Origin of the sequence: Gordonia polyisoprenivorans (assembly GCF_017654315.1) — a bacterium.
Lineage (GTDB): Bacteria > Actinomycetota > Actinomycetes > Mycobacteriales > Mycobacteriaceae > Gordonia > Gordonia polyisoprenivorans_A.
Map to the genome: position 1 here is coordinate 1,897,364 of NZ_CP072203.1, position 16,740 is coordinate 1,914,103.

A 16,740-nucleotide genomic window follows, 5' to 3' on the forward strand; every position below is an offset into this window, starting at 1 on the left:
TGTTTTCTGCGATGACGAGCAGATCGTTGTCGTCGATCCGGGTCGGGGGAGATCTCGGAAGGCTCAGTCATGCGTGGTGGGGGATTCGGTGTGCGGCGTCGTGTGGTCACCGCACTGGTGGTGGTGACCTCGACGGCCGGAGCGCTGATCGGGGTGGCGGGACAGGCGCGTGCGGTCGACCCGGACACCCTTCGTCCGGGATGCGAGTGGCGGACCCCGGACGAGGAGGCCCAACACATCCAGACCTGCACCCTCTACTCGGAGGCGTTGGGTCGCAACGTCGTCGTGCAGGTGCGGGCATCGGATCAGGCACCGGGCCAGACCGAGCAGGCCGTGTATTTCCTCGACGGCCTGGGGTCGAACGACGAGTACAACAACTGGGCGACGCCGACCTCGGGTGCGCTGGCCGCCTACAGCACCAGCTACAACCTGGTGATGCCCGCCGGTGGCAAGGGCGAGTGGGACACCAACTGGCAGTCGGCGCCGACCGGCAGTACCACTGCACCGCAATGGGATACCTTCCTCGGCGAGGAATTGCCCGCCTACCTGAACGAGAACTTCGACATCGGGACGTCGGACAACGCGATCGTCGGTGTCTCGATGTCCGGGGCGCCGGCGGTCATCGTCGCGCTGAACCACCCCGAGGTGTTCGCCGTGGCGCGCTCGTACTCGGGTTTCTACGAGACCAACAACCCGCTGGGGTGGGTGCTCATCCCGATCATCCAGACCGCGCGCGCCGACATCGACAACGGTCTGTCGGCGATGTGGGGACTCCCGTTGAGCGCGGGCAACACCTGGGCCGACAACGACGTCCTGAGCCGCATCGCCGAGGCGAAGGCCCACGGGCAGACCATCATCATCTCCACCGGCAACGGCATCCCGTCAGTCGGTGAACTCCAACTCGCCTGGCAAACGCTGCAACAACAACCACTTGTGTTGTGGCCGATCCTCATTCCCGGCGCCCTCGTCACCGAGCTACTCGGCGTCGGACTGGAGGTCGGTGCGCTCACCTCGACGGTGATCCTCAACGCCGCCGCCCAGCGGATGGACTTGCCGGTCGAGTTCACCTACTCCAACGGCGGGCACAACTGGTTCTCCTGGGCGTCGACCCAGCCATCGGACACCGCCCAGATCGAAGCGGATCTGGCGGCGGCTGCGGAGAAGTCGGCAGCGCAGAAGTCGGCAGCGCAGAAGTCGGCAGCGCAGAAATCTACTGCGGAGGTGCAACAGGATGCGGCGGCCACCGAGGTGACCACGTCCCAGCCAACCCCGGCTCTCGCTCAGGCCCCCGCTGTCGAGGTGGCGACGTCGCAGCCCACCACAGCGGCCACCGAGACCCCGGCTGCCCAGCCCACCCCGATAGCGCCGACCACCACCCAGCCGACCACCCCAGCCGAGGCCCCGAGTGCGGAGCCAACCACAGCTGGAGACGTAGTAGAAGGTTCGCCCTACGCGATACCTTCTACTACGTCTGCGGCGGCCAACGCCCGCTGAATCCGCTCGACGACGTAGTCGGGCCGAAACAGGAGGTCGTTGTAGGTGAAGTGCAGAACATTCCAGCCGGCGGCGCTGAGGTCGTTGCCGCGTCGTCGGTCTCGCTGAAAGGCCTCCGCGTCGCTGTGGTGGGCCATCCCGTCGATCTCGACGGCGACGCGATGCACGGGGAAGGCGAAGTCGATCTCGTAGGGAGGTGCTGGATGACCCGCAACCCAGCCGGTGATGCCATGTGCGGTGAAGATGTCGATCGCCATGCGTTCGGCGTATGAACGGCCGCCGGCGCCGATCAAGGTGACGATGGTTCCCATCGTCGCCGCGTTCCGACGACCGCGCCGCCGTCGATATGCGTCGACCAACTGTTGCTCACTCATCCGACGTCGGAGCAACGCGCGGTCGACGATCTCGATGCCCTGCTCGACCCCTGCCTCGAGGACCGTCAGCGGGAGCGCGGTGATCGACAGACCGGAGTGCACGGTCACGTCGTCGGTGTCGAGCTCACGGTAGCGAATCCGCTTCCCGGGCACCCGCTTTCGCCGAGTCCCGGACGGCATCGTCAGTGTGATGACCGGCGGATGCCGATCCACGAGTCCCCACCACCATGCCGCGCAGACCCCCAATAGGACGGGCTGCATACCCACGCGTAGCACCGTCGTCCGCAGACGTGTGCGGGCGGTGAGCGGATGAGCGGCCAGCCGGTGCACACCGCGGGCAACACCGATCAGCTGGCCGGCAGCCACCATGCGGTGGACCGCAGCGCGGTTGAGCCCGAAGGCCCGGAAGTCGGCAGCGGTGAGTACTCCGTCATGGCGCATCGCGACGGAAAGGAGCCCGGGAGGCAATTTCATGCGTCATTGGACGCACGCGAGCACCGTCACGTTCCCCATCCCCTCGGCAAACGTGGTAGACGGTTCGCTGTGGGCGAGACCATCTCCTACGTCGTCGTCGTGACGATCCGGCGAGGAACCTGCTCGACACGAACCACGACCTCGGGGAGGTCGAGCGCATCGAGACACGCCGCCTTCGTGGCCTGCTGGACGTCGGCGTGATAGGCGACGTGATCTCCGGAGGACGTCACGTACAGCGGTACCTTCCAGCCGCGTTTCGCGAACCCCGCAGGGCCGCCCCACTTGTCGAACGTGCGGTAATCCTCCGGGCCGAGAACGATCCGGACACCCGTGCCCTGATGGCGAAGCGAACCGACCAGCGCGTCGGGGTTGCGTGCCATCACCGTTCGGCTCAGATAGGTGTAGAGCGACTTAGGCAGGGCGCCGACGACGAGGCGGGTGATCTTCTTGTCGAGTTTGCCGAGGCGCCTCGCGGACGACGCTGCTGGTTCCGCGGATGCTGCGTCGTCGGGGCCGGCGCTGAAGAAGCCAGTCCGGTGTCGGCGTTCAACCACCCCGGTGAATCTGGCGGGACGCAGCCGCCATCGCAGCGTATTCACCAGAACTGCCTGCGACCGAATTGAATCTGGTCTCCTACGGTGCGTCTCGAGAGCAGCGTGTGACGCCATCCACCCGCCCAGGCAGATACCGACGTGGGCGATCGTTGCGCCGGCAGGCGGGTCGATCGCGTCGATGATCCTGTTGCCCTCGCGGACGTAGTCGCGCTTGTAGAGCTGGATATAGGTGTCATCGGTGCTGACGATGCCGGATTCGCCGACACCTGCACGGTCGAATCGGATCACGCGACCGCCTCGTTCGGCGATGTCGAGTGCGAGCTCGTAGAAGAGTCGCCCGGGTCCGGTCCGGATGTCGTGGCCGATCGAGTGCGTGACCAGGATTTCGCGGGCCTGCCCGTGCCGACCGGCCATTGCCGTATCCCACACGAGGCGGTCGCCGGCCAGCACGCGAACTCGCGTGACGATCTCGCGGCCATCGGCCGAGGTCGAGACCGCTGCCTGAGGCGAGAGATCGACGTTCACGGGAACCGCTGGGCCCGTGAGATGTTCGCCGAGCCAGGAGACGATGGTGTCGACCTCGTCGGGAAGGGTGATGACCCAGGGATTCGCCGCTTCCAGGAAATCGGTCTGATCTCCAAGGGATTCGACCCGGACCGACGGCGCCTCGGTCAACATACGACCGAGATCGGATTCCCGTTCGGAGTCGCGCAGCAGCGCCAGGGCGGCCGTGCCGGCGAGCGCGCCCGCCGTGTCGGCGTTGAGCGCCATCGCAGAGAGGGACTTGGCCGCGGCGTCGTGCAGCGTCAGACCGACGAGGTGCACGTGCTGCTCGGCAGGCCGAGCCGTCACGTTCGCGGGGACCTCATCGTGGGTCGCCGTCATGACCGAATACAGCGCCTTCTGCGCGCGAACGAAGTGGCGACCACGAATCACCGGGTCCCACAACACCATTGCGTCGGCCCCGCCGATCACGGACGAGTCCTGCAGTGCCAGGAGAGCGCCCGCCCGGTGCCCGACCAGTGCGACCCGTTCGACACCGAGGTCACCGACGAAGCCGATGACGGACCGAATGCTGTCCAGCCATGTATCGGTTGCCCCCGGGTGCCGCTGGTCTCCCGCCGACTCGCCGGTGCACGCGTAGTCGATGCGGACGGCGAGGAGACCTCGAGATGCAAGCCGCTCGGCGAGCTGCTTCAGGGCGCGGGCGGTGTGCCCGGCTTCCTTAGCCAGAGAGGGGAGGATGATGACCGCCCCGGTGACCGACGACGACTTCGGCATGGACGCGACGACGAACAGCGGTCCGTGGGCGCCATCGATGTAGCCGGGGGTGTTGACGATGTCCATCGGATCACAGATCGAGTTCGTGGCGGACGTCCGAGGGCCAATTCGCCACGGTGGTCCCATGATTGGCCAGTAGTGCCAGGGCGATTCGCTCCATGCCGAATCCGACGCACGCGCTGTGTGCGACGTCGCCGGAGGCCGTCCGGATGTCGAAATTCTCGCCGAAGTGTTCGCGATGGCAGTTGCATGACACCACAGCAGTGCCGTCGTCGAGATCGTCATAGAGACGCACGATGAGTTCGGTCTTCAGGTTCTCCTCGATCTGGTTGGTGGCCAGCAGACGTCCGGCACGACCGAAGAACGGGTCGTTGGCGGGCACCGCCTCCGGTTTGAGACCGAGCCGCGCCAGTACGTCGAGTCCACGTGGAATCCACGAATCACGGTGCGCGGCAGCTGTTTCAGCGTCGCCGACGTAAACGTACTCGTGCATCCGGAAGGCCTGCATACGCGCGGGGTCGATGGCGGGCTCGTGTCGGAAGCAGTAGCCGTAGACGTCGAAGAGTGCACCGCCGTCGGGGAGTTCGCCGGAGATGGTGTTGTAGAGCGGATGGCACGCCGCCGACACCAACATCGTTCCGGCGGATGCCAGGTGTCCGTCCCAGGGCCGACCCTCGTCACGGTCGGCCAACAGCGCCCGATGCTCCTTGTTGTCGCCGAGGAACGTAGAGATCGCGCCCGTCAATTGGGGGAATGACGCGATGTAATCGGTCTTCTCGAACGACGTCCGCGGAAACACCGGGGGAAATCGCAGTCGCTTCGCGCCGTCGGTGCCGTATACGGACCGGCCGGTGCGCCGGACCACGCCGTCGATACCGTCGATGATGTCTTCGAACGTTCCGCTACGGCCGTAGAGTCCGTCGACACCGGTCGGGATGAGTAACCCCTCTGCGATCAGTCGATCGCGAAACTCGGTCCGCGCATTGTCGAGGTCATTCACCTGTCGTGCTCCATTTTTTTCAGTACTGGGGGGACATGTGCGTTCTGCCCGTTTGGATCAAAACACATCATGGGCGTTGCACCGCTATTTGCGCAATGCCAGAACGAGCTGCGAGTTATTGGCTCGAATACGCTCATTTGACACCATCAGTGCCGGACCGTAAGCGTCACGCAGCAGCCGACCCATCGACGCCGGGTGGTCTTCGCGGTAGCCGTTGATCCCGCAGATCGCCAGCGCGCCGGCCACCACATCGACGACGCGGGTGGAGGCCATGATCTTGAGATTGTTCATCGCGAGCGCGAAACCGATCGTCGTCTCGTCTTCGTCGCTGTCGAGAAATGCCTGGTAGCGACGGACTTCGGTGCTCACCGCGCTTTCGAACGACTGATGCTCGACGAGGAGATCGGCAAAGCGCAGCGCCTGGGGCGGCGGGGAGCCCGCGCTCTTGCGGGCTGCCGCGCGCACCTGGTCGCGTGTCTTGGCGATCGCGGCGTCGGCGATACCCAGCCAGACCGACGACCAGAGGGTGTGTGAACCGGGGAGCATGGTGTGCGCGGATATTGTGGCGTAATCAACCGGAACAATATTCGTTACAGATGTCTCGGTTTTCAGGATAAAGCCCGGACTGCATGTGCCTCGGAATCCCAAAGTGTCCCAAGAAGATGTGGGTTCGAGGACGGTCGTGTCCTTCGGACAGACCACAAGAACCTGGTCACTCGGCGGACTGTCAGGGGACCGGCGTGCGGTGGTGCAGATAAAATCGGCGTATTCCCCGTACGAAATGACCGGAGCATTCTTCTCCAAACGGACACGCTCGCCATCGACCTCGACAGCGCACGTCGACGACCGCACATCGCCGCCGGTGGTGATCTCGGTGGTCGCCGAAGCCAGCAACGATTCGTCGGTGGCGACCTGCCTCGTCAGCTCGGCGATGTCGCCTTGAGCACCGTGAAAGCGCAGCGTAAGGGCCTGAGTGTGGTGCATTGCGAAGATCATTGCCGCAGAGCTGCAGGCGGCCCCGATCGCGCGTGCGACGGCCGCGAGCTCGGTGATCGACGCCGACCGACCGCCGAGTTCGGTGGGCAGCGAACACGACAGGAGCCCCGCGTCGCGCATGGCCTCGACGGCCTCGTGGGGGAATCGGGCGTTCCGGTCGACGTCGGCCGCTGCCGGAGCAGCGGCTTTGACGACGGCGGATGCGTCGAGAAGGGCGGATGGGCGCGCGGGCATAGCTGTACTCCAGAGAAAATGGTTATGGATGAGAAACGGTCCGGCAATCCCCACGTCGCGGACGTCGTCACGGCGCGAGTAGAACCACGCAGCGAGGGTTAGTGTATCTTCTACCTGCGACATCGGCAACGATTGCCAAGGTGACGAAGGGTTTTGGGGACTTTCGGCACTGTGTTTTGGTTGGAATTGTTTTCTGCTGCGGCGCAGAAAGTAACGTAATCGTCCGCCGAATCGACAGATGAAGCGCAGCCTCGCTCCCTACCCTGAGGACCAAATCAATGGAAGAAAAGATCCGCGAAATCGTTGCGGCACACGGAAAACTTGCCGTGGCCGCGGATTCATTCGGAACCGCCGACGACCTGTTCACACTCGGCTTCACCTCACACGCCAGTGTGAACGTGATGCTCGCGCTCGAGGACGAGTTCGATGTGGAGTTCCCCGACGAAGCGCTGAAGAAGGCCACCTTCACGTCGATCGACTCGATGGCAGCGGTCGTCCGCAAGTTGGTGGCCGAGGCGGCATGACCGCCGAGGCACCCGCTCTTCTCGAGATCATCGAGGATCGCGGTTCGCACCCCAGTCACTCCGGTGACCGGATTTGGCCGGAGACCAACTGCTATCTCGATCTGTGGATCGAACTCCTGCACACGCTCGGGCACGATCCGGTGCCGATGTACGCGTGTGCGCTGTCGGCCGATCATGACGGCGAGCAGTGGACCTTCGTCAAGCCCGACCCCGCCGACCTTCGAGACCTCTACGGCCTGCAGGTCGCCGAGGAGACCCTGTGGCGCCCGGTCCTCGACACCGTTGAGAGCGGCCGTGCGCGGGGGCTTTTGCACACCGTCGAGGTCGACAGCTGGTGGTTGCCGGACACCGCGGGCACCGACTATCGGTCGGGCCACGTCAAGACGACGATCGTTCCGTTGCGCGTCGACCGTGCCGCGGCGCAGATGACCTACGTCCACAACGGTGGGGTGCACCGGCTCGAGGGCGACGACTTCGCCGGGGTGTTCAATCTCGGTCCGACCTCGGAGTGGGTGCTGTTGCCCTACGTCGAGCAGGTGCGCCGGATGGTCCCCGCCGGTGCCGTGGTCGACCCGTTGACGATCGTCCGCGCACATCTGAACCGTCGCCCGTCGGTCAATCCCGTCGAGGCACTCGGCCGGAGTGTGGCGGCAGCGGTGGAGTGGCTTCCCGAGGCAGGTGTCGAGGTGTTCCACGTCTGGGCGTTCGCGACCTTGCGTCAATGCGGCGCGACCGCCGAGATCGCCGCGGACCTCGCCGAACGGCTGCCGGGTTTCGGCGCCGATGGCGGTGAGTCCGCCGCCCCGCTGTTGCGTGAGGTGGCGACCAGTGCGAAGGCGGTGCAGTTCAAGATGGCGCGTGCCGCTCGCGGCCGTACGGTCGACGTGGCCGCGACAATGACCGCGATGGCCGAGAACTGGCAGGCCGCACTCGATATCATCGACACCAGCGTGCGCCGCTGATGGTCGAGGCGCGGTGGCGGCTGGTTCGGTGTGCACCGACCGCCGACCCGAACCCGGGAGTTCTCGACGACGAGATGTCGTCGTCGATCGAGGTGACCGCGCCCGGCCCGGTCGCCCACATGGTGGCCGGCACCTTTCTCGAGCCGACCGGGCCCGACACTGTCGACGACCTCGACTGGTGGCTGGTCGCCGACGTCGTTGTCGAAGCGCCGGTCGTCCTCGACTGTGCGGGATTGACGCCCCCGGGCGCGGTATTCGTCGACAGGGAGCACGCCGCCGACGTCGAGTCGATGTTCCTGCCGGTACGCGTCACCGTGCCGGTCGGCGTGCATGAGATCGCGATCTGGTCCGGATCGCTGCGAAAGTGGTTGTCGCGCCGACGTCCTCGCGGACGCTGGCGCTCGACGCTGGTGGCGGCCCAGGGCATGCGATGGGCGCGGACCTCGTTGCTCGGGCGTGCTCCGGTCTACGGCGGTGTCCCGCCGGTGGTGGGAGCGTGGAGGCCGCTCACCTTTGCTCCCGCAGGGCGATTCGATCAGATCTCGCTGTCGGTCGATGCGGACTCGGGAGCGGTGGCGATACGCGGCCGCCTACTGACCACGGACGCGGTACCCGAGATGGCCGGAGCCATCGTGGAAATCCTCGACGACTCGGGGACCGTGCTGGCCGCGTCGGGACTGTCGGTTGACCTCTTCGACGGCTCCGGGTACGACCTCACGGGACAGGTCACCGTTGGTGGGCACCGCCGGTGGTATCCGCACGGTCATGGCGCACCCATCACCTACCGCGTGCGGATCACCGCCGGGGGAGTGAGCAGCGAACGAATCATCGGCTTCCGAACAATCACGGCGGATCAGCACGACGGGGCTTTCGCCTTGTCGGTCAACGGTATCGACGTCTTCTGCCGCGGAGCGGTCTGGGTGCCGCCGGAACCGTGCACGATGACGGCGTCGAGGCAGCACATCGAGGATCAACTGCTCGTGCTGCGCGACGCCGGCGCGAACATGGTCCGCGTCATGGGCGGCTTCGTTCCCGAACAGCCCGAGTTCTACGATCTGTGCGCCGAACTCGGGATTCTCGTGTGGCAGGACGCCATGCTGACCACCTTTGACCCGCCGGCAGAACTCGACGACGTGGTCTGCGCCGAAATGGAGCACTTGCTCACGGGGATCTCCGGGAATCCCGCGTTGGCGGTCGTCAGCGGCGGCAGCGAGAGCCTGCAGCAACCGGAAATGATGGGACTCGACGCGGGTTCGCTGTCGATACCGTTGATAGACACCATGCTGCGCGACGTCGCCGGCCGGCTCGCGGGTGTGCCCTATGTCGTGGCGAGTCCATCGTCATGGGGTGAGAACACCGACGACACAACGCCGCTCGCGATCAGATCGGATACCGGAATCGCTCACTGGTTCGGTGTCGGCGGATACCTGAACCCACTCGACGCGGTCCGTACCGCCGGGGTGCGGTTTGCCGCCGAATCGTTGGCGTTCGCCATTCCACCGTCCGACGACGCCATCGAGGCGGATTTCGGGTCGCTGGCCGTCGCGGGGCACCACCCCGACTGGAAGCGTCGGGTACCCCGAGATCGCACTGCCACATGGGATTTCGAGGACGTCCGCGACTTCTACGTCCGCGAGGTCTTCGGCGTGGACCCGCTGCAGGTCCGTCGGACCGACCCGGCCCGCTATCTGCAACTCGGCCGCTTGGCCGTTGCCGAGGCGATGGCGGCCTGCTATCGCTTTTGGCGCCGTCGCGACTCCGGCTGCGCCGGTGCACTGGTCCTGAACGCCAAGGACCTGCGCCCCGGGGCGGGATGGGGTCTGCTCGACCACCGGGGAACCGCAAAACTGCCGCTCGCCGCTCTCACCCGCGTCTGGGCGCCGGTCGCTCTGCTGCTCGATGACGCTGGGCAGCAGGGGATCCGGATCGACCTGTACAACGACACGGGGGCCGAACTCAGTGGTGCCCTGCAACTGCGCGCTGTCGACGACGCGGGCACTGTCGTTGCGCAGGGCGAGGCTGCGATCGTCATCAAGCCCCACGCCTCGGTCACACGAGTCGATACCGATCTCATCGGACACTTCACCGATCTGTCCCACGCCTATCGTTTCGGGCCACCGGTCGCCACGGCTCTGCTCGCCGAGTTCGTCGTCGACGAGCAGTTGATCTGCAATGACGTGCTGGTCCTCCACCCATCCGATTCCCCGATACGATCTGGCCTGACGGCGGTTCGGCGCAGATTGTATGGTTCGGATACCTGGCAGATCGAGGTGCGTGCCGAGGCGAGTGTGCGTTACGTGTGTGTCGATGCGCCGGGCTGGGTGTTGTCGGACAACTGTTTTCATCTCGCCGCCGGGCAACCTCATCTCATCGAGGCCATGCCGGCCGCGCCGTCGCGTGGTACGGGCGATCGAGCCGAGGATGGTTCGGGGCGCGTGCCGAACGGGAAGGTCACCTCCGTGGACGCCCGCGAGACGGCTGTGCTCATCGATGCGGTGGAGTCATGAGGATCTCGGTCGGCTGTGACCTCATCGACGTCGCCGATGTCGCGGAGTCCGTCGACACGTTTGGGGACCGCTATCTCCACCGTGTCTACACCGAGCAGGAAGTCGCTGCTTGTGAGGGTCCGGCGTTCGCCGAGCGGCTCGCTGCGAGGTTCGCGGCGAAAGAAGCCGTGATCAAGGCGCTGCGTATGGTCGACGTCCCGACGCCGCTTCGAGAGATCGAAGTGGTGTCGCGCGCCGGCGTGCCCTCGGTCGTGCTCTCCGGTGGCGTCGCGCGGTGGGCCGACGCATGTGGTTGGAGTGGCTCGTCGGTGTCGTTGTCGCACACGGGCTCACAGGCGATGGCGGTCGTGATGGGCTTCGTTCGGGAGTGATCCACCGATCCCAGTCCGCGGTTACGTGCGTGGGTTCGTCGATGTCGTCGACGCCGGACAGCCGAGCGCGAAAGCCTTTGCGATACCGGTGAATTGGTAGGCGTAGTTGTACATCACGTCGGACGGCCCGGCCGGATACTCCCTGGGCACCGAGCGCATGGTGACGGCGCCGTTGAAGCATTGTCCGAAGATGTAGCGCGCCCGCACCAGATGATAGCGCCAGGTCACGACGATCACCCGGGTCCAGCCGTGTTGGTCGGCCAGATGTTGGGTGAACATCGCCTCGCCGCGCGTGGTCGACGGTGACGGCCGAAAGCAGATGATGTCGATGTCGGGTTGCGGGCGACAGGCGGTGCGCATGACCGGATCGTTCGCGGGATAGGGATCGGACAGTACGACGGTCTTCGCGTAGCCCTCGCGAGCGAGGGACAGACCATATTCCTCGCGACCGTCGTGTTCGCCACCGAGGACGATGACCGCGTCCGCCCGGGTCAGGGAATCGCTGTGGTCGACGTCGAAGAGACGGTGACCTACCCCCAGATAGCCGACCACAAGCGCCACCACCAGGGCCAATGCCGACAATGCCGCGACTCGTCGGCGTCTCGGACGCGATCCGTCGTTGGTTCGCTGTGGCATGGAGTGCTCTCGTGGGTGAATGGTCGGAGAACGAGGCCTACTCGAATCGGTGCCGCAGCGTCCTGCGATCAACCTTACCCGGGCCGCGGGTGGGCAACTCTGCCACGACGATCACCTCGCGCGGTGCGGCGTAGCGATCGAGCCGCTCGGTGACCGCGTCCTGAAGGCGTTGTGCGTCCACCGAACCCGAATCGGACTCCACGACGACGGCGACCACCTTCTCGCCGAGACGAGCGTCGGGCAGCCCGATCACAGCGCATTCGGCGACCGCGGGGTCCTCGACGATGACTGCCTCGACGACCTGCGGGAGGATCGTGAGCCCGCCGGAGGAGATGGCTTCGTCGGCGCGGCCGATGATCCGTAGGACGCCGTCGTCGACACGTCCGAGGTCGTCGGTACGGAAGGTGCCTGGCGTGGCGAAGGCCGGATGGTCGGGGAGCAGGCGATAGCCGTGCGCGACCATCGGTCCGGTGAGTTCGACGCGCCCGATGCCGTCGGCGCTCGCCCCGTCCAGGGTGATCTGCATGCCGTGCAACGGAATGCCGTCGTAGACGCAACCGCCCGCTGTCTCACTCATCCCATAGGTGCGCACGATCGGGATATCTGCCTCGATCGCCCTGTGCAGCAACGGTTGTGGAGTGGCCGCGCCGCCGACGAGCAGGGCGTCGACGGCGGCGAGCGCGGCAGCGGCGCGCGGCGAGTCGAGGACCTTGACGAGTTGGGTGGGCACCAGCGAGGTGTAGCGGCGCGGACCCTCGAAACGATCGAGGGCGTCGGCGAAGGCGTCCGGATCAAAACCCGCCGACAGGTCGAGGACGGCGGGGATGTGCCCGGCGGCCAACGCGCGCAACAACACCTGCAGTCCGGCAATGTGGTGCGGCGGCAGCGCGAGCAGCCAATTGCCCTCGCCGCCGAGATGGTCGGCGGTCGCGTGGGCCGAGGCGGCGAGGGTGGCGGGCGTGTGCTGCGAGCCCTTGGGGGTGCCGGTGCTGCCGGAGGTGGCGATGATCAGCGAGACGTCGTCGGCGACGTCGGCCCCGATTCCGAAGGCGTCGTGCAGGATTCGCGACTCATGATCTGAGGCCGGGACCGGAGCGAAGGCCGCCGAACCGTCGAGGATGGCGCGGAGGTCGTCGAGATGGTCGAGGACCCGCGGGCCGGGCGGTAGGGGGAGGGGACGCAGGGGTTTCAGGGCTGGTCCTCATCGGGGGTGGGTGGGTCTCGAGGCTCGTCGCTGGCGCTCCTCGCACCTCGACCATCGGGGAACGGCTCGTCGCTGGCGCTCCTCGCACCTCGACCATCGGGGAACGGCTCGTCGCTGGAACGGGGAGCATCGGAGTCGGTCGGGGAGGGTGGATTCAGCGGGGAGTCGTCGAAGGGGAAGCCGTGCTCTTCGAGGTACTGCTGCACGCGGGCGAGGTCGGCCTCGTGCGGAAGTTCCTGGGTGACCGCGGAGATCTTCACCCCGGCGTCGATCTTCGAGATGGGTTCCGGCGGTGGGGCCGCCTCGCTGATCAGTTCACCCGACACGTGCTCGACCTCGTCCTCGGACAGTTGGCGTCGGAGGATGGCCAGGAGCGGTACGTAGTCGTGGTCGGGCACGCCCTGCGGGTATCCGGCGCGCAACCACGCGATGATCCTGGCGACCAGCGGTCGATCGGACATCACACACCCCCTTCTCGTCTGCGGGCCCAACCCTTCGCCGATTGTAGGACGCAAGGCGCGTGGGCCGATTGATGGATATGCAGCGAACAACCCGGCGCCTGGCGAGCAGGTCGTCCGGGTTGTTCGGCGCCGCGTGGGCGCTGGATGGAACTCAGGCCGTTGCCGGTGAGGCGGCCAGTGGCCAACCGACGGCGGCCAGTCGAGAGGCCACCTGATTGATCTCCGCATCGGTCGGCTGGGTCTCGGTGACCTCGAGGATCGCCTGCTTGATGCGCTCGGGCGTCACCGGGGAGTCGGCGGCGCGATCCTTGGCCAGGACGAGCGCCACGTTGGTGACCTCTTCCTCGGTGAGAGTCCGCATCAGCAGGGCGAGCAGGGGCGGGAAATCGGTGGGCGGAACGCCATCTGGATAACCCTTGCGAATCCAGTTGACGGCAGAGTCGAACAGTGAGGACATGATCGCCTTTCGCGATGTGGACGAGATGTCGGGAGGATCAGCTGTAGGCCCAGTCGGGGAAGATCTGCCAGTCGAAGTAATAGGACAGCGTCTGGCGGGTCACCCACAGCAGACCGACGACGATCGCGGCGATGACGATGGCGAAGAACAGATAGCCCAGGGCCTTCAGCGCCGGATTGGGTGCGATGATCGTGCCGTCGGCATTGGCGTCACCGGCGCCGGCCGAGTGCAACCGCATGCCGACGGCGAAGAGGGCGGGCAGTCCGGCACCGAAGATCATGCCGATGACGAGAACCTTGAGGATGGCTTCGAGGATGTCCATGAGAGTGAGGTCCTTCCCGGCCGTCAGGCGAGGGTGGCGGGCTTGTCGGCGGAAGTGTCGTCAGCCGGGATGATCGAGTTGGTGGACTCGTCCCATTCGGCGTTGACGTTGTTGGAGTCGACCTTGTTCTGCTGTGCGCGCCAGTACATGTAGCTCGACGCGGCCACCAGCAGCAGGAAGATGACGATCGCGCCGGTGACGTCACCGAGCAGATGTCCCAGTCCATAGCAGACGGCGCCGACGATGCCGGCGGCCGGCAGCGTGGTGACCCAGGCGACGACCATGCGGGCCGCGACCGACCAGCGGACCTGCGCGCCCTTCTTGCCGACACCGGAACCGAGGATCGAGCCGGTGGCGACCTGGGTGGTCGACAGGGCCATGCCGGCGGCGCTCGAGGTCAGGATGATCGCGGCCGAGGAGGCTTCGGCGGCCATGCCCTGCGGGGAGGTGATCTCGACGAGTCCCTTGCCCAGCGTGCGGATGATGCGCCAGCCGCCCAGGTAGGTGCCCAGGGCGATCGCCGCGGCGCAGCTGAACACGACCCAGATGGGCAGGCCGTGCTTGACCGAGGAGGCGTCGAGGTGGTTGGTGGAGATCAGGGCGAGGGCGATGACACCCATCGTCTTCTGTGCGTCACCGGTGCCGTGGGCCAGTGAGACCAGCGAGGCGGTGACGATCTGGCCGGAGCGGAAACCGCTTTCCTGGCGTGAGACAAGCACTTTCGCGGTGATCTTGAAGACCAGCCAGGTGCCGACCGCGGCCACCGCGCAAGCGATGAACGGCGATGCCAGCGCCGGGATGATGATCTTGGAGAGCACGCCGTGCCAGTCGATGCCGCTGGTGCCCATGGCTGCGATACCGGAGCCGATGAGTCCGCCGAACAGGGCGTGGCTGGAGCTCGACGGCAGGCCGAACAGCCAGGTGAAGAGGTTCCACAGGATGCCGCCGATGAGGCCGGCGAAGATGATCAGCAGGGCTTCGTTGGCGCTGATGCCGCCGACGAGTCCGCCCGATTTGCTCTGCAGGTGCAGGACGTTCTTGGTGATGGTGGCAGCGACCTCGACAGAGAGGAACGCACCCACCAGGTTCAGTATCGCCGACAACCCGACGGCGACCTTGGGCTTGAGTGCGCCGGTGGCGATGGAGGTCGCCATGGCGTTGCCGGTGTCGTGGAATCCGTTGGTGAAGTCGAAGCCCAGTGCTGTGATGATCAACAGCACGAGAATCAGCATCTCTCCGCTCATGGGCAATATCATGCGTCCGAGGGTGCCGATCCGCATAAATTCCGCTCTGCCAACCATTGTGCAGATCGGCATCATGACCTGCATGTTTGCCGTCTTCGTCGGGTTATTCATCTACTGTTCATCCAACTGCACCCGCCGGTACATCTAAACCGATGCGAACGAACGATCGGACGGGGCTCTGGGTGCGCGTCGCGATGTGGAAGAATTCGCCGTCATGACGTCGATGAAACTGGGCATGCCGATCAACTACGCCGGTGACTTCCGCGAGACGATGGACAATCTCGCCGACTTCGAGAAGGCCGGCGTCGCCCGGGTCACCGTCCCCGAGGCGTACAGCTTCGACGCGGTCAGTCAGCTCGGCTACATCGCCGCCAAGACCGAGAAGATGGAACTGCAGACCGGCATCCTGCCGATGTTCTCGCGTACCCCATCGAATCTCGCGATGACCGCCGCGGGAATGGATTACATCAGCGGCGGACGATTCATCCTGGGCATCGGGGCGTCGGGGCCGCAGGTGATCGAGGGCTTCCACGGTGTCAAGTACGACTACCCCGTTGGCCGGGCCCGCGAGAACGCCGAGATCTGCCGGAAGATCTGGCGCCGGGAGAAAACCGACTACCAGGGCCGCCACTACACCCTGCCGCTGACGAAAGAAGACGGCGGCACCGGATTGGGCAAGGCGCTCAAGATCATCAATCACCCTGTGCGCGATCGCATTCCGATGCTCCTTGCCGCGATCGGCCCGAAGAACACCGAGTTGGCGGCCGAGCTGTTCGAGGAGTTCCAGCCGTTCCTGTTCCACCCCGAGTACGTCGAGGCAGCCTTCGGTGAGCCGCTTGCGGCCGGCAAGGCCAAGCGCGATCCGTCGCTGGGCGAACTGGGGATCGTGGTACAGGCGAGCGCACTGATCTCCGAGGACACCGAGCAGATCGAGGTGGCGATGCAGCATGTGCGCAACCACGCCGCTCTCTACATCGGCGGCATGGGTGCGCGTGGCAAGAACTTCTACAACACCCTGGCGGTGCGCTACGGCTACGCCGACGAGGCCAAGCTGATCCAGGATCTCTACCTCGACGGCAAGAAGGCCGAGGCCGCGGCCGCTGTGCCCGACGACCTGGTGCGGGCGATGAGCCTGATCGGTCCGCGCTCGCTGGTGGCCGAACGCGTCGAGGCGTTCGCCCAGTCGGGTGTCACCGTCGTCCTCGCGGGGCCGCTGGCGCCCACGCACGCGGAGCGGGTGGCGACCATGGAAGGATTGTCGGAGATCCTCGCCGGCTGACCTCGAGCCCGAGCTCGAAGAAGGCCCGAGCGCATATTCGTCCTGCCCCTTTTCCGCACCAGCGGGAAAGGGGCAGCTCTGTCTGGATCACCTGATCGGACTATTCGCACCGAACATCGGAACTGTGATGTATAACACATCAGCGGTCCGGTTGTGGGCGCTGGATACCGTGCATCGCGCTCCGCAGTCCACTCGGCGCGCCATTCTGCAATGCGATCAGCTATGAATTTGCTCTCTTGGGTTGCCGATTCTGCACTGAAAATGCGAGAGTCTACGAGGACTCATCAATTAGATGTAGGCAAAGACGGCAATAGAACAATGGAATCTTGAGGGATGGACGGGGGTCTCATCTCTGGATTCGATCCG

15 protein-coding genes and 1 pseudogene are annotated in these 16,740 nt (G+C 65.6%); 6 read left to right on the forward strand and 10 right to left on the reverse strand.

The features are described from left to right. Nucleotides 1-69 precede the first annotated feature (69 nt). The gene (locus tag J6U32_RS08425) at nt 70-1,494 is read left to right on the forward strand and encodes an alpha/beta hydrolase (protein WP_208794658.1); all 1,425 of its coding nucleotides are present in this window, start codon (nt 70-72) and stop codon (nt 1,492-1,494) included. On the opposite strand, the gene J6U32_RS08430 is transcribed toward J6U32_RS08425, so the two are convergent. From J6U32_RS08430 to J6U32_RS08445, 4 genes are all read right to left on the reverse strand, one after another. Next, complete coding sequence (locus J6U32_RS08430; protein WP_208794659.1) at nt 1,449-2,342, reverse strand: type IV toxin-antitoxin system AbiEi family antitoxin domain-containing protein; 894 nt, start codon at nt 2,340-2,342, stop codon at nt 1,449-1,451. The two genes, J6U32_RS08425 and J6U32_RS08430, sit on opposite strands and share 46 nt — an antisense overlap. Before the next feature lie 86 nt (nt 2,343-2,428). Further along, nucleotides 2,429-4,243 (reverse strand): hypothetical protein, encoded by a 1,815-nt coding sequence (locus J6U32_RS08435; protein ID WP_208794661.1) that lies wholly within the window; start codon nt 4,241-4,243, stop codon nt 2,429-2,431. Nucleotides 4,244-4,247: 4 nt separating this feature from the next. Further along, nucleotides 4,248-5,177, reverse strand: a complete 930-nt coding sequence (locus tag J6U32_RS08440) for an amino acid--[acyl-carrier-protein] ligase (RefSeq protein ID WP_208794663.1) — start codon at nt 5,175-5,177, stop codon at nt 4,248-4,250. Between the two features lie 84 nt (nt 5,178-5,261). After that, on the reverse strand, nt 5,262-6,407 hold the full coding sequence (locus J6U32_RS08445) for an acyl-CoA dehydrogenase family protein (RefSeq protein ID WP_208796012.1): 1,146 nt from the start codon (nt 6,405-6,407) through the stop codon (nt 5,262-5,264). Between the two features lie 278 nt (nt 6,408-6,685). Here J6U32_RS08445 and J6U32_RS08450 point away from each other — a divergent pair, with 278 nt between their 5' ends. Genes J6U32_RS08450 through J6U32_RS08465 form a run of 4 tightly spaced genes read left to right on the forward strand, consistent with a single transcriptional unit; the run spans nt 6,686 to nt 10,771 of the window. After that, entirely contained in the window at nt 6,686-6,931 is a 246-nt protein-coding gene (locus J6U32_RS08450) for an acyl carrier protein (RefSeq protein ID WP_079932054.1), read from the forward strand. After that, complete coding sequence (locus J6U32_RS08455; RefSeq protein WP_208794664.1) at nt 6,928-7,893, forward strand: DUF1839 family protein; 966 nt, start codon at nt 6,928-6,930, stop codon at nt 7,891-7,893. The genes J6U32_RS08450 and J6U32_RS08455 overlap by 4 nt, the downstream gene beginning before the upstream one ends. Then, nucleotides 7,893-10,400 carry a hypothetical protein gene (locus tag J6U32_RS08460; protein ID WP_208794666.1) on the forward strand — a complete coding sequence of 836 codons (2,508 nt, stop codon included), beginning with the start codon at nt 7,893-7,895 and terminating at the stop codon, nt 10,398-10,400. The genes J6U32_RS08455 and J6U32_RS08460 overlap by 1 nt, the downstream gene beginning before the upstream one ends. After that, nucleotides 10,397-10,771 (forward strand): holo-ACP synthase, encoded by a 375-nt coding sequence (locus J6U32_RS08465; RefSeq protein ID WP_208794668.1) that lies wholly within the window; start codon nt 10,397-10,399, stop codon nt 10,769-10,771. Before J6U32_RS08460 ends, J6U32_RS08465 begins: the two co-directional genes overlap by 4 nt. Nucleotides 10,772-10,792: 21 nt before the next feature. Here the strand turns inward: J6U32_RS08465 and J6U32_RS08470 are convergent, their stop codons facing one another. The 6 genes and pseudogenes from J6U32_RS08470 to J6U32_RS08495 all read right to left on the reverse strand — a co-directional run bounded on the left by J6U32_RS08470 (nt 10,793) and on the right by J6U32_RS08495 (nt 15,095). Next, complete coding sequence (locus J6U32_RS08470; RefSeq protein WP_208794669.1) at nt 10,793-11,407, reverse strand: YdcF family protein; 615 nt, start codon at nt 11,405-11,407, stop codon at nt 10,793-10,795. A gap of 37 nt (nt 11,408-11,444) precedes the next feature. Next, nucleotides 11,445-12,599, reverse strand: a complete 1,155-nt coding sequence (gene menE / locus J6U32_RS08475; RefSeq protein ID WP_208796013.1) for an o-succinylbenzoate--CoA ligase — start codon at nt 12,597-12,599, stop codon at nt 11,445-11,447. A 146-nt stretch (nt 12,600-12,745) separates the two neighbouring features. After that, nucleotides 12,746-13,072 (reverse strand): annotated as a pseudogene (locus J6U32_RS08480) (DUF3349 domain-containing protein); the annotation flags it as partial. A 151-nt stretch (nt 13,073-13,223) separates the two neighbouring features. After that, nucleotides 13,224-13,532 carry a DUF3349 domain-containing protein gene (locus tag J6U32_RS08485; RefSeq protein WP_208796014.1) on the reverse strand — a complete coding sequence of 103 codons (309 nt, stop codon included), beginning with the start codon at nt 13,530-13,532 and terminating at the stop codon, nt 13,224-13,226. A 34-nt stretch (nt 13,533-13,566) separates the two neighbouring features. Beyond that, nucleotides 13,567-13,851 carry a hypothetical protein gene (locus J6U32_RS08490; RefSeq protein ID WP_208794674.1) on the reverse strand — a complete coding sequence of 95 codons (285 nt, stop codon included), beginning with the start codon at nt 13,849-13,851 and terminating at the stop codon, nt 13,567-13,569. Between the two features lie 23 nt (nt 13,852-13,874). Then, complete coding sequence (locus tag J6U32_RS08495; protein ID WP_208794676.1) at nt 13,875-15,095, reverse strand: inorganic phosphate transporter; 1,221 nt, start codon at nt 15,093-15,095, stop codon at nt 13,875-13,877. Between the two features lie 214 nt (nt 15,096-15,309). Between J6U32_RS08495 and J6U32_RS08500 the strand changes: the two genes are divergently transcribed. Continuing rightward, nucleotides 15,310-16,374, forward strand: coding sequence for an LLM class F420-dependent oxidoreductase (locus J6U32_RS08500; protein ID WP_208794678.1), 1,065 nt, complete (start codon nt 15,310-15,312; stop codon nt 16,372-16,374). The last annotated feature ends 366 nt before the right edge of the window (nt 16,375-16,740 follow it).

Coding starts and splice junctions, on each gene's coding strand:
- J6U32_RS08425 (WP_208794658.1), top strand. CDS start 70: ATGCGTGGTGGGGGATTCGGTGTGCGGCGTCGTGTGGTCACCGCACTG.
- J6U32_RS08430 (WP_208794659.1), bottom strand. CDS start 2,342: ATGAAATTGCCTCCCGGGCTCCTTTCCGTCGCGATGCGCCATGACGGA.
- J6U32_RS08435 (WP_208794661.1), bottom strand. CDS start 4,243: ATGGACATCGTCAACACCCCCGGCTACATCGATGGCGCCCACGGACCG.
- J6U32_RS08445 (WP_208796012.1), bottom strand. CDS start 6,407: ATGCCCGCGCGCCCATCCGCCCTTCTCGACGCATCCGCCGTCGTCAAA.
- J6U32_RS08450 (WP_079932054.1), top strand. CDS start 6,686: ATGGAAGAAAAGATCCGCGAAATCGTTGCGGCACACGGAAAACTTGCC.
- J6U32_RS08455 (WP_208794664.1), top strand. CDS start 6,928: ATGACCGCCGAGGCACCCGCTCTTCTCGAGATCATCGAGGATCGCGGT.
- J6U32_RS08460 (WP_208794666.1), top strand. CDS start 7,893: ATGGTCGAGGCGCGGTGGCGGCTGGTTCGGTGTGCACCGACCGCCGAC.
- J6U32_RS08465 (WP_208794668.1), top strand. CDS start 10,397: ATGAGGATCTCGGTCGGCTGTGACCTCATCGACGTCGCCGATGTCGCG.
- J6U32_RS08470 (WP_208794669.1), bottom strand. CDS start 11,407: ATGCCACAGCGAACCAACGACGGATCGCGTCCGAGACGCCGACGAGTC.
- J6U32_RS08490 (WP_208794674.1), bottom strand. CDS start 13,851: ATGGACATCCTCGAAGCCATCCTCAAGGTTCTCGTCATCGGCATGATC.
- J6U32_RS08495 (WP_208794676.1), bottom strand. CDS start 15,095: ATGAGCGGAGAGATGCTGATTCTCGTGCTGTTGATCATCACAGCACTG.
- J6U32_RS08500 (WP_208794678.1), top strand. CDS start 15,310: ATGACGTCGATGAAACTGGGCATGCCGATCAACTACGCCGGTGACTTC.